The following is an 11,735-nucleotide window of genomic DNA, read 5'->3' on the forward strand; positions in this document are numbered from 1 at the left end:
CCAGACAATATAAAAATGGCGGCGACCATTCAAAACTGGATTGCGCAAATTACCGCTCGGTGCGGTTCTACGTAAGTCCGAAAAAGATCATCAGGAAAATTGCATATGTTAAACGTCGATCTTCTGAACCAATACTACGGTTCCTCCCATACTTTGCGGGGCGTGTCATTAAACGTGGAAAAAGGCAAATGCCTGAGTCTGCTGGGACGCAATGGCGTCGGCAAAACAACCTTGCTGAAATGTCTGATGGGCGTATTGCCAGTTGCAACCGGCAAAGTGACGCTGGAAGGCCGCGACATTACCAAGTTAAAACCGCATCAACGCGCCGCCCTTGGTATTGCTTATGTCCCGCAAGGTCGCGAGATTTTTGCACGGCTGACGGTTGAAGAAAATCTATTGATGGGCATGGCGACCAAATCCGGCAAGAAAGCCTCGCTGATCAAAGGTGAAGTCTACGAACTTTTTCCGGTATTAAAAGAAATGCTGCAACGGCGCGGCGGCGATCTGTCCGGCGGCCAACAACAGCAACTTGCCATCGCCCGCGCTTTGCTGGCCGAACCAAAACTGATCATCCTTGATGAGCCGACCGAAGGCATTCAACCGTCAATCATTAAGGACATTGGTCGCGTGATCCGGCTTTTACGCCAAAGGGGCGACATCGGTATTCTGCTATGCGAACAATATTTCGACTTTGCCCAGGAGCTGGCTGATAACTTTATCGTCATGTCGCGTGGAGAGGTTGTTGCATCCGGAACACAGGCACAAATGGATGATCCGAGCGTTAAAAGACACTTGGCGGTATAGTCTCGAAAATGAAATTTGTTGATACCCCAGACCTTCCCATACCGACCAAAACGCTCGGCCCAACCGTATCCGCGGCGCTCGTAACCGCAGCCGGGCAGCGCGAATTTCCGGATTCAGCGTTATATCTGCAAACCAATAAACCCGCTCCATGGCAGGCCCGGCTAACGCTGGGATTTGCCAACGATCAAGGCACAACGCGCCTCGTCGAACGCAGCCATTTTGGACCGTTGCGGGTACAAAAAACGCTTTACCCAGAACACCCTTCAGTCTGCCACGCGATCATTATCCATCCACCCGGTGGCGTCGTTGGCGGCGATCAATTGACAGTCTCAGCCACAGTCGGTGACCACGCGCACGCGCTCATCACCACACCCGGCGCAGCGAAATGGTACAAAGCCAACGACAACGTGTCGCAGCAGCAAGTAAATCTCACCGTCGATGAGGGTGCGACGCTTGAATGGCTGCCGCAAGAAGCCATCTTCTTTAACCACGCCGCTGTCAAACTAGATCATCAGGTTACGCTCGCCGCCGATGCCAACTACATCGGCAGCGAAATACTATGCTTCGGGCGTACCGCATCAGGCGAGTCATTTGATGATGGCAAAATAATGCAGCGCACCAGTATTCGTCGCGGAGGCAAACTGATCTGGTTCGAGCAAGGCACATTAAGCGGAGGCACGGTAGCTATGCGCAGCCCTTTGGGGCTAGCCAACTATACCGTCTGCGCCACGCTGATCGCCGTGGGGAAAGCATTACCAGCCAAGGTCATCAATGACCTGCGCGAGGCCAGCAACCAGTTGGTCGACGGTCAGGCGATGATCGGTGCAACGCAAATGAAATCAGTCATGGTGCTACGATTTCTTGGTCATTCCAGCGAACTTGCCAGACAATGGATGACGCAGGCGTGGCAACAGATCAGGCCAGAGTTATTAGGACGAGAAGCCGTGATTCCCCGTATCTGGAATACCTGAATATGGCGTTTCAATCAGACAAAAAACGTAACAAGATAAAGAAGGAAAGAGCCAAATGGAACTGACTCCCCGCGAAAAAGACAAACTATTGATCTTCACCGCCGCGTTATTGGCGGAACGACGCAAAGCCCGTGGATTGAAACTGAATTATCCAGAATCAATTGCCTTGATTACTGCCGCGATCATGGAAGGTGCACGCGATGGCAGAACGGTCGCTGAGCTGATGTCGGAAGGCACTAAAATTCTCAGTCGGGCGGACGTGATGGACGGTATCGCCGAGATGATCCACGACATCCAGGTGGAAGCCACTTTTCCGGACGGTACCAAGCTGGTGACGGTGCATCACCCGATTCCGTGATTTCAGCGTTACTGTTTGCTCACTTACCCTATTTTGTTCCCTCATTTTAGACACTGGAAATCACCATGATCCCCGGCGAAATGCTGATCGAAGACGGCGACATCGAACTCAATGTCGGCCGCAAAACTACCACTGTCACAGTCGCCAACAGCGGTGACCGGCCGATTCAGATCGGTTCGCATTTTCATTTTTTTGAAACCAATCCAGCGCTGATTTTCGAGCGGGACGTTGCCTATGGCATGCGCCTCAATATCGCCGCCGGTACTGCCGTGCGTTTTGAACCGGGCCAGAAGCGGACCGTTGAACTGGTCGCGCTGGCGGGTGAACGCAAGGTCTACGGTTTCAATGGAAAAATCATGGGCGCACTGGACCACAAATCGGACCAAAAAGAAGAAGAAAAACCAAAGAATCACAAGGAAGCCCAATGAGCAAAATTTCACGTCAGGCCTACGCCGAAATGTTTGGTCCGACCACCGGCGACCGTATCCGCCTGGCAGACACAGCCTTGTTCATTGAGATTGAAAAGGATTACGCAACCTACGGCGAAGAAGTTAAATTCGGCGGTGGCAAAGTCATCCGCGACGGCATGGGCCAGTCGCAACGCAATCACCGCGACGTCATGGATACCGTCATCACCAATGCCGTCATTCTCGACCATTGGGGCATCGTCAAAGCCGATATCGGCCTAAAAAGTGGCCGGATCGCCGCCATCGGCAAAGCGGGCAATCCCGATATCCAACCCGACGTCACCATGGCAATTGGCGCAGCAACCGAAATCATTGCTGGCGAAGGCATGATCGTCACCGCTGGCGGCATCGACTCACATATTCATTTCATCTGTCCGCAACAAATTGAAGAAGCCTTGATGAGCGGCGTCACCACCATGCTAGGCGGCGGCACCGGGCCAGCCGTTGGCACGGCAGCGACAACCTGCACGCCAGGACCATGGCATCTGCACGCGATGTTGTCGGCGGCAGACGCATTCCCTATGAATCTGGGATTTCTAGGCAAAGGCAACGTCAGCCTGCCAACGCCATTAGAAGAACAAGTGCGCGCTGGTGCAATCGGCCTGAAGCTGCACGAGGATTGGGGTTCCACCCCAGCGGCCATCGACAACTGCCTGAACGTCGCAGACCGCATGGACGTGCAGGTTGCGATCCACAGCGACACCTTAAACGAAGGCGGCTTTCTGGAGCACACACTGGCGGCGTTTAAAGACCGCACCATCCATACCTTCCATACAGAAGGTGCGGGCGGTGGCCATGCGCCGGATATTATCGCCGCAGTCGGTCAAGGCAATGTGTTACCGTCCTCCACCAATCCGACCCGTCCTTACACCGTCAATACGTTGGACGAACATCTGGATATGCTGATGGTCTGCCATCATCTTGACGCGTCGATTGCAGAAGACGTCGCCTTTGCAGAATCCCGAATTCGGCGCGAAACCATTGCCGCAGAAGACATCCTCCACGACATCGGTGCCATCAGTATGATGTCGTCCGACTCGCAAGCAATGGGCCGCGTTGGCGAAGTTATCATGCGCACCTGGCAAACCGCCCACAAGATGAAAACCCAACGCGGTTCGTTGCCGGAAGACAGCAGTCGCAACGACAACTTCCGCGCCAAACGCTACATCGCCAAGTACACGATTAATCCGGCCATAACGCACGGCATTTCTCATGTAGTCGGCTCCATTGAAGTCGGCAAGATCGCTGATTTAGTCCTGTGGAAACCAGCCTTCTTCGGCGTCAAGCCATCCATGATACTAAAAAGTGGCATGATTGCGGCAGCACAAATGGGCGATCCAAATGCTTCCATTCCTACGCCCCAACCGGTCCACTATCGGATGATGTTTGGTGCGTATGGCGGCGGCCTCAAAACTTCATTAACCTTCGTTTCGCAAGCTGCGTATGACGATGGGATCGGCGACTTGCTGAAACTGAACAAACCGGTGGTCGCAGTAAAAAATATGCGTCACTTACGCAAGCATCACATGATCCACAACAGCGCCACGCCGCATATGGAAGTCGACCCGGAAACCTACGAAGTGCGCGCCGATGGCGAACTATTAGTCTGCGAACCGGCAATCATCTTACCGATGGCGCAACGTTACTTTTTATTCTGATTGTTTCAAACATTTATGCTAACTCTTAATACAAAAATCGACCATGCCGACCGCATTGATGGCGAACTGGTATTGCCCTACGACCTGCGTGAAAAAAGCCGTCTGCGCGCCGCACTTACTTCCGGGCAGGAAGTTGGCGTCTTTACCGTCCGCGGCACAGTCCTGCGCCATGGCGATCTGATCGCTGGCGAAGACGACGACGGTACGCAATCGGTGATAAAAATAATCGCCGCTGACGAGGCCACGTATCGCGTTGAATGCGCGACGCCATTCGCACTATTACGTTGCGCATTCCATCTTGGTAATCGCCACACCCAGGCGCAAGTCGGAGATGGCTTTCTACGCATTCGCAAAGATGCCGTACTGCGAGAAATGCTGGAAGGTCTCGGCGCAAATGTGATTGAGCAGCTAGCCGCATTTGAACCAGAATCCGGTGCGTATGGCGGTGGACATCACCACAATGATGGCTTATTGGCACCCGTCCCGCTGCGCCAAAAAATTCATCGGCCCGGCGACAAGCCAGAAACCACAACCTAAACGGATCGCCACCATGCAAGCGACCGCTCTGCTCCACTTGCTGCAACTATCCAGCCCATCGCTGCCGATTGGTGCCTATAGTTATTCGCAAGGTCTGGAATCGGCGATAGAACGCGGGCTGGTAAAAGATCAGGCCTCCGCGCGGGACTGGATCATTGATCATCTACATCACGTTGTGGCCTATTTTGAAGCACCGATTTTATGGCGCTTGTTACAGGCTTTTGAACTGCGTGATGCTGATGCGGTGCGTGTCTGGACCGAACGTTTTATTGCCGCACGTGACACCGCCGAGTTCCGCGCTGAGACCATTCAAATGGGCTACTCTTTAGGCAAGCTGGTGATTGATCTGCACATTGGTGATGCCACGTTGATCGCCCTATTGCAGGCAGAACCTGAATTGCCATTACCGACCGCATTCGCCTTTGCCGCTGTGGCACTCAACATACCGCACGAAGCCACACTGCTGGGAATGCTGTTTACATGGGCCGAAAATCAGGTCTTGGTCTGTGTTAAATCCGTACCTTTGGGGCAGGTTTCGGGACAGCGTTTATTACTATCCTTACAGCCAGAACTACAACGTGCCGCCGAGCTTGCGCAACAATTGGCGGACGACGACTTATCCAATTGGTCACCAGGATTATCGCTCCTGTCGATGCAACATGAAGAGCAATACAGCCGACTTTATCGATCCTGAGTTGTGCATAATAATGCCCCGTTTTAGGCGTCAGCAAGCGATACCGAATTCAACCATTTTTTGTAAGAGATTTCTATTATGAGCAACACGACCAGTACCAATACTATTGCCACCCCAAACCCATTACGCGTCGGCATTGGTGGCCCCGTCGGTTCCGGCAAAACGGCACTGTGCGAGATGTTATGCAAAAGTATGCGTGACGACTATGAAATGGCGGTCATCACCAATGACATCTACACCAAAGAAGACATGGAAATCCTCTTGCGCGCCGATGCATTGCCAGCCGAACGCCTGATGGGCGTGGAAACCGGCGGCTGCCCGCACACAGCCATTCGCGAAGACGCCTCGATCAATCTGGAAGCGATTGCCCGCATGAGCGCCGACTTTCCTGACCTTGATCTGATTTTGCTGGAATCCGGCGGTGACAATTTAGCCGCCACTTTTAGTCCTGAATTGTCCGACCTCACGATCTATGTCATCGACGTCGCCGGTGGCGAAAAAATCCCACGCAAAGGCGGTCCCGGCATTACGCGCTCGGATCTTCTCATCATCAACAAAACCGATCTCGCACCTTACGTCGGTGCCAACCTTGATGTCATGGCGCATGACGCCAAACGCATGCGCGGCGACCGCCCTTTTCTCTTCACCAATTTGCGCAGCGGCGATGGCGTAGAAAAAGTCGTCGCCTTCATTCGCACGCAAGGTTTGCTGGACCGCGCAAAATCATAAATTGATACACGCCGACGCGTTAGCTTAAGTTGATGCGTCGGCATGTTGTTTCGATGGAACTGGATCACGCCATGCTATAAGCTCGTCTACGCTAAAGCGAAACCGTCCAGCGCGAAACGACACACGCAGGTGTCGGTACTTTCTCAAATAATAGATCCCAACCATTGCAGCCGCAAAGCCAGAAGCCGCGCCGACACCAAGCGCCCAACGCGGGCCGAATCGGTCTGCTACCCAACCCACCACTGGCGCACCAAGCGGTGCGCCGCCCAACGCCACCGCCAGCATTATAGCCACCACTCGCCCACGCATCGCAGGCTCGGTGGATAGTTGCACCAAACTATTGGTAGACGTGGTGAAAGTCTGCGTCGACACGCCGATGATAATCAGCGCAAGGCCAAAAAACACATAGTTAGGCATGATCGCCGCTAACGTGCAACCAATCCCAAAGACCACAGCGCCAATGAGCAGCAGCCCGATATGCGGTTGCGCCCTTCTGGCCGCCAACAACGCGCCCGCCACAGAACCGATCGCCATCGTCGACGTCAGCAAACCATATTGCCCCGATCCGGCATGGAAGACTGTCACTGACATGGTCGAGATAAAAATTGGAAAGTTAAGTCCAAAAGTACCAATCAAAAACAGCATGAGAAGCACCGCTTTCAAATCGGGACGCCGCCATACATAGTGAAATCCCTCGACTAATCCACCGGGCGTCCGCGGCGCTCTTTTGGACCGATGCAAGTCACTCACGCGGAGGAATGTAAGCGAGCAAAGTACCGCAACAAAAGAGACCGCATTAATGAGAAAAACCCATCCCGAACCAACCGCCGCAATCAACAGACCGGCAAGGGCTGGTCCGATCATCCGTGCCGCATTGAACGACGTCGAGTTCAACGCCGCCGCGTTCGCAAGATCGGCTTCTCCAACCAGTTCCGACACAAACGTCTGGCGTATCGGAGCATCAAACGCAGTGACACAGCCAAGCAAAAATCCCAACAAATACACGTGCCACAACTGAATCAGCCCGAAAAGTGTCAGCAACCCCAACGCGAGCGCCAACACCCCCATCATTGCCTGCGTGGCGATCAACAGTCTTCGCCTGTCGAAATGGTCAGCAACGAAACCCGTCAAGGGCAACAAAAGCAGCTGCGGTCCAAACTGCAACGCCGTCACAATCCCAAGGGCTGTCGCATTCTTATGCGTCAAATGGGTCAGCACTAACCAATCCTCCGTGGTGCGCTGCATCCAGGTGCCGACATTAGACACAAGGGCACCACCCACCCAAAGCCGATAATTGACATTATTTAATGACCGGAAAGTACCCATCACCGTACCACTATCGCAAGCTTTGCAACCTGCACCGTAAACATACTCATTCGTGATCCTTATCGAGCAATTCGATGATCTCTCGCACTGAACCGGTCTCGCCCAACCGTGGAAAAATCAGCGTGATGCTATTGGCGTGCGCTTCGGAGCTCCGGTCAGTCATGGCGTCGATAGCCAGCGTGACATTGAACCCAAGCTCGTGCGCCTGACGTGCGGTCGACTCAACACCGATGCTGGTCGCCACGCCGACGATCACCACCTGTGTCACAGCACGGTCTTTCAGATACGCAGCAAGGTCGGTGTTGGTGAATGCGCCCCAAGTATGCTTCGTCACCACGGCATCATCCGGCTGCTGTTTCAGCTCCGGGACAATATCAATCCATCCCGCAGGCGGCGTCCCCATATGACGCGCTTGTTCTGTTCGCCCCGGCGCACCACCCGCTACGTTGACCAATACGATGGGCAAACCATGGCGGCGAAAGGCATCAGCCAACATCGCGGCGCGCTGTATTACTTCGCTCATAGGAGGGACGGCCGACAGAGCGGCCATGCCGTTCTGCAAGTCGACAACGATAAGTGCGGTCTGAGGATCAAGTGTAGTGACTGTCATGATATGTTTTCCTTTTTTGATGTGAACTTCAAGATGATTAAATGGTAACCGGCGCACGACGCTCGGCGCACAACACACATTGATTACAAAATGATTACAAAATAAGACTTCCCTACTTCGTGAAAGTCGAAAACCAACGGACGCAGTTCGACTCAGCACCTTCGCGCAAAGCCACCGGCACTCTCGTTTCTCAATTTAATTAATACAGAGAGAAGCACAGGTTATGCATCAACCAGGCGACTAAGCAGCTTGATACTGACAGCAAGTGTTGCTTGTTCTTCCGCCGACAATTTGGTGTTGATGCTACGGAACAGCCAATCCTCCCGCGCCGACCGTGCCGCGCTGACCCATTCTCGACACGCCGTCGTGAGCGACAAGATCGTTTGTCGCCCGTCTGCTGGATCCGGCGCCCCACTCACCATCCCGGCTGCGGTCAATACGGCGACGGTTGCACCGATGGATTGCGGCCGCATACCTTCCGCCAAGGCGAGCGCTGTCACCGTTGCTGGTCCCTCGCGCTCCAAGCGACTCAGAACCGACATTTGCGATGCCGTGAAATCCCCCGGATACACCTCTTCGCGCAAGCGCCGCTTTAGTTTACCCATTAACACCCGAATCTCACCGGCAAGCATCAACGTGCGCGCCGCCTCATCATCATGGGCTTGTTGTTCGTGTTGGTTCATAGACTCATTTCGATAAACGATAAAAAAACTTCCATCCTCAATCTCTAAGCTTACAACTACGGATTACAACGGCAAACTACAAAGCTTAACTACAAAGTTAATCTACGAAGCTTACCTTCTTATTAGGATAGATAGTTTGTTGTCCGATGTCAAGGGGACCGCGACGTTGCTGTGAATTTGTATAAGATATGGCGCTTGTAGGGTGTTAAGTAAATCCCCATAACGCGACGACCGCTAAGCAACAATGGCATCGCAAACGCGCTGGCGCTATGGGCGAACAACAACAAGGCGCAGGATAGAATCCCCGCCATTGCCATCGGAAAAAGTATGTGACGCATAATTACCAGCGCGTAGCACCTAGCGTGGCCGCGGCTTCTTCATACGCACTGGAAGCTACTTTTAAGGCGCTCGCCGTCGGCAGAACCGCCAAGGGAAATGCGGTCTGTATCAACCCCAACAGGACGCGGTTTTTACGATACAGCCATTGAATCGGCCGTTGCAGCATGCCGAGCTAGAGTTGTTATTTTGTCTATCTCGAAAGCGTCGCGAACCAGGAAAAAGTCGCACCGTTCCGTGCCTGGATCATTGAATATTGCGGGACGAATGAACAGACAATACCGGAGCCATTTTAGCCGTGCATGGATTAACACGACTAAAGCCGCGGAACGCCCGTTATCAGTCAGTTCAATCGGTCGATTTTTTCCGGATTATTAGGATACGTATTTCAACGAATCAAATTCCGCCCATGCACAAATACTTGATGACCTGATAGTCTTCGATACCGTATTTCGAACCTTCGCGGCCCAGACCGGATTGCTTGACGCCACCAAATGGCGCGACTTCGGTAGAAATCAGACCAGTATTGATACCGACTATGCCACTCTCAAGCGCTTCCGCCACCCGCCAGATACGGCCGATATCGCGTGAATAAAAATAACTGGCCAATCCGAATTCGGTATCGTTGGCCATCGCCACCACTTCGTCGTCAGTGGTAAAGCGAAACAAGGGTGCCATCGGGCCAAACGTTTCTTCGCGCGCCACCACCATATCGGAAGTAACATCGGCCAAAATAGTTGGCTCAAAAAAACTATGGCCCAACGAATGACGCTTGCCACCCGCAAGGATGCGCGCGCCCTTGCTCAAGGCATCCGCAATGTGCTGCTCGACTTTTTCAACTGCTTTTTGATCAATCAACGGCCCTTGGGTCACGCCCTCTTGCTGACCGTCCCCGACTTTCAACTTGGCAACTGCCGCTACCAGTTTTTCAGCGAATGCATCGTACACGCCAGCTTGCACGTACAAGCGGTTGGCGCAGACGCAGGTCTGTCCGGCATTGCGGTATTTGGACGCCATTGCGCCCTCGACAGCGGCATCCAGATCAGCGTCGTCGAAGACGATGAATGGTGCGTTCCCACCCAGTTCCAACGATAGTTTCTTAATGGTTGGCGCACATTGCTCCATCAACAAACGTCCGACGCCGGTTGAACCGGTGAACGTCAGCTTACGCACAATCGGATTGCTGGTCATTTCTGCACCGATGACACGGGCAGCGCCTGTGACAACGCTAAACACACCCGCTGGAACACCGGCGCGCTCCGCCAGTACTGCCAGCGCCAACGCTGAGAAAGGTGTGGATTCCGCAGGTTTCAGCACCATCGGACATCCCGCAGCCAACGCCGGGCCAACTTTGCGGGTAATCATCGCTGCGGGAAAATTCCAAGGCGTAATCGCCGCGCAAACGCCAATCGGCTCCTTGATCACAACAATACGATTATTTGGCGAGGTCGATGGAATGGTGTCACCGCCAGCGCGTTTACCCTCTTCAGCAAACCATTCAATAAAAGAGGCTGCATAAGTGATTTCACCCTTGGCTTCAGCCAGCGGCTTGCCTTGTTCCAATGTCATGATCAGCGCCAGATCATCCGCATTCGCCAACATCAGATCATTCCATTTACGCAAAACCACGCTGCGCTCTTTGGCCGTTTTACGACGCCATGATTTCCAGGCCGCGTTAGCGGCAGCAATCGCACGTCTGGTTTCGGTCGTACCCATTAGAGGAACCGTGCCGATAGTCCCGCCGGTAGCGGGATTAGTGACAGGAAAAGTCTCACCGTTATCGGCATCGGACCAGACACCGTTGATATAAGCTTGCTGGCGAAATAAAGAAGCGTCTTTTAATTGCAACATAAAAAATCCTTAGCGGGTAGTTAAGACAGGGAGTTTATGGGCGTTGCTATCACAATACAGTCAAGATGCAATACAGCAACACGAAAAAGTAAGCCGGGGATGACATTATTAAGGCGGCTGAAAACTCTCAAGCCGCAGCTGCGAATATTACTGAATTTTAACCAGAGCGTGTTAACGTTCGAATGTTGATTTATAAATGGTTTGTTAGATGTTATTGGTATGGTTTCGATTCGTCGACGACTGAAACGGTTGGTGCTCCAGGGATGCTTGTCGGGGTGGCCCGACAGCCAGTCATATATGGACACTCTCAGTTTGACAAGCATTCAATCGATGATCAGAAACCGGTCAAGATTGCATCCATATATCGGGACTTTAGGCGGGATTATTCCCTTGTCCCTGATCGAGCCAAAAGAAACTAACCAAAAAGAAGGCGACCCCAGAGACGCCGCCCTCAGATCACCAAGTTTTTCGACTTTCAGTCAGGTTGAAAGACCAACTCGCTACACTCAAACATGTCTTCCAATAATCCCGACTGACAGCTGAAATACTTGGCAGCGTCAATGACGATAGGTCAAAAAAAAATTCAAAACAAATTCAAAGACTACCGCAACAGCCTTCATAACGTATGTGATTCAGTTTGCACCAACCTCACTTTAAGCTTTATATGTCAACACGCCCGAATGCGTCATTTTGATCGCCAGAGACAGATCA

Annotated in this window: 12 protein-coding genes and 1 pseudogene; 8 read left to right on the forward strand and 5 right to left on the reverse strand. The window is 52.8% G+C overall.

Annotated features, from left to right (window positions below):
- Positions 1-105 precede the first annotated feature (105 nt).
- The 8 genes from urtE to ureG all read left to right on the forward strand — a co-directional run bounded on the left by urtE (position 106) and on the right by ureG (position 6,218).
- A complete protein-coding gene (gene urtE, locus RGU75_RS21995) occupies positions 106-804 on the forward strand; it encodes an urea ABC transporter ATP-binding subunit UrtE (protein ID WP_322239670.1) in 699 nt (232 codons plus the stop codon).
- Between the two features lie 8 nt (positions 805-812).
- Positions 813-1,775, forward strand: a complete 963-nt coding sequence (locus RGU75_RS22000) for an urease accessory protein UreD (RefSeq protein WP_322239672.1) — start codon at positions 813-815, stop codon at positions 1,773-1,775.
- 55 nt (positions 1,776-1,830) lie between these two features.
- The gene (locus RGU75_RS22005; protein WP_205320292.1) at positions 1,831-2,133 is read left to right on the forward strand and encodes an urease subunit gamma; all 303 of its coding nucleotides are present in this window, start codon (positions 1,831-1,833) and stop codon (positions 2,131-2,133) included.
- 65 nt (positions 2,134-2,198) lie between these two features.
- Positions 2,199-2,561 carry an urease subunit beta gene (locus RGU75_RS22010; protein ID WP_322239676.1) on the forward strand — a complete coding sequence of 121 codons (363 nt, stop codon included), beginning with the start codon at positions 2,199-2,201 and terminating at the stop codon, positions 2,559-2,561.
- Positions 2,558-4,258 (forward strand): urease subunit alpha, encoded by a 1,701-nt coding sequence (ureC, locus tag RGU75_RS22015; RefSeq protein ID WP_322239678.1) that lies wholly within the window; start codon positions 2,558-2,560, stop codon positions 4,256-4,258. Before RGU75_RS22010 ends, ureC begins: the two co-directional genes overlap by 4 nt.
- A 15-nt stretch (positions 4,259-4,273) precedes the next feature.
- Complete coding sequence (gene ureE, locus RGU75_RS22020) at positions 4,274-4,795, forward strand: urease accessory protein UreE (RefSeq protein WP_322239680.1); 522 nt, start codon at positions 4,274-4,276, stop codon at positions 4,793-4,795.
- Between the two features lie 13 nt (positions 4,796-4,808).
- On the forward strand, positions 4,809-5,489 hold the full coding sequence (locus tag RGU75_RS22025) for an urease accessory protein UreF (protein ID WP_322239682.1): 681 nt from the start codon (positions 4,809-4,811) through the stop codon (positions 5,487-5,489).
- A gap of 78 nt (positions 5,490-5,567) precedes the next feature.
- Positions 5,568-6,218 carry an urease accessory protein UreG gene (gene ureG / locus RGU75_RS22030; RefSeq protein ID WP_322239684.1) on the forward strand — a complete coding sequence of 217 codons (651 nt, stop codon included), beginning with the start codon at positions 5,568-5,570 and terminating at the stop codon, positions 6,216-6,218.
- A 24-nt stretch (positions 6,219-6,242) separates the two neighbouring features.
- Here the strand turns inward: ureG and RGU75_RS22035 are convergent, their stop codons facing one another.
- The 5 genes and pseudogenes from RGU75_RS22035 to gabD form a co-directional block, all read right to left on the reverse strand.
- Complete coding sequence (locus tag RGU75_RS22035; RefSeq protein WP_322239686.1) at positions 6,243-7,547, reverse strand: MFS transporter; 1,305 nt, start codon at positions 7,545-7,547, stop codon at positions 6,243-6,245.
- A gap of 43 nt (positions 7,548-7,590) precedes the next feature.
- Positions 7,591-8,154, reverse strand: coding sequence for an isochorismatase family cysteine hydrolase (locus tag RGU75_RS22040; RefSeq protein ID WP_322239688.1), 564 nt, complete (start codon positions 8,152-8,154; stop codon positions 7,591-7,593).
- A gap of 221 nt (positions 8,155-8,375) precedes the next feature.
- Positions 8,376-8,837, reverse strand: coding sequence for a MarR family winged helix-turn-helix transcriptional regulator (locus RGU75_RS22045; protein WP_322239690.1), 462 nt, complete (start codon positions 8,835-8,837; stop codon positions 8,376-8,378).
- Between the two features lie 221 nt (positions 8,838-9,058).
- A pseudogene (locus tag RGU75_RS22050) lies at positions 9,059-9,345 on the reverse strand (ABC transporter permease subunit); the annotation flags it as partial.
- 224 nt (positions 9,346-9,569) lie between these two features.
- Positions 9,570-11,024: an NADP-dependent succinate-semialdehyde dehydrogenase gene (gene gabD / locus RGU75_RS22055; protein ID WP_322239692.1), complete on the reverse strand. Its 1,455-nt coding sequence runs from the start codon at positions 11,022-11,024 to the stop codon at positions 9,570-9,572.
- Between the last annotated feature and the right edge of the window lie 711 nt (positions 11,025-11,735).

Source organism: Glaciimonas sp. CA11.2, from assembly GCF_034314045.1.
Lineage (GTDB): Bacteria > Pseudomonadota > Gammaproteobacteria > Burkholderiales > Burkholderiaceae_D > Glaciimonas.

What these genes read in the sequence shown, in the direction of transcription:
- urtE (WP_322239670.1), top strand. Translation starts at nt 106, where the DNA reads ATGTTAAACGTCGATCTTCTGAACCAATACTACGGTTCCTCCCATACT.
- RGU75_RS22000 (WP_322239672.1), top strand. Translation starts at nt 813, where the DNA reads ATGAAATTTGTTGATACCCCAGACCTTCCCATACCGACCAAAACGCTC.
- RGU75_RS22005 (WP_205320292.1), top strand. Translation starts at nt 1,831, where the DNA reads ATGGAACTGACTCCCCGCGAAAAAGACAAACTATTGATCTTCACCGCC.
- RGU75_RS22010 (WP_322239676.1), top strand. Translation starts at nt 2,199, where the DNA reads ATGATCCCCGGCGAAATGCTGATCGAAGACGGCGACATCGAACTCAAT.
- ureC (WP_322239678.1), top strand. Translation starts at nt 2,558, where the DNA reads ATGAGCAAAATTTCACGTCAGGCCTACGCCGAAATGTTTGGTCCGACC.
- ureE (WP_322239680.1), top strand. Translation starts at nt 4,274, where the DNA reads ATGCTAACTCTTAATACAAAAATCGACCATGCCGACCGCATTGATGGC.
- RGU75_RS22025 (WP_322239682.1), top strand. Translation starts at nt 4,809, where the DNA reads ATGCAAGCGACCGCTCTGCTCCACTTGCTGCAACTATCCAGCCCATCG.
- ureG (WP_322239684.1), top strand. Translation starts at nt 5,568, where the DNA reads ATGAGCAACACGACCAGTACCAATACTATTGCCACCCCAAACCCATTA.
- RGU75_RS22040 (WP_322239688.1), bottom strand. Translation starts at nt 8,154, where the DNA reads ATGACAGTCACTACACTTGATCCTCAGACCGCACTTATCGTTGTCGAC.
- RGU75_RS22045 (WP_322239690.1), bottom strand. Translation starts at nt 8,837, where the DNA reads ATGAACCAACACGAACAACAAGCCCATGATGATGAGGCGGCGCGCACG.
- gabD (WP_322239692.1), bottom strand. Translation starts at nt 11,024, where the DNA reads ATGTTGCAATTAAAAGACGCTTCTTTATTTCGCCAGCAAGCTTATATC.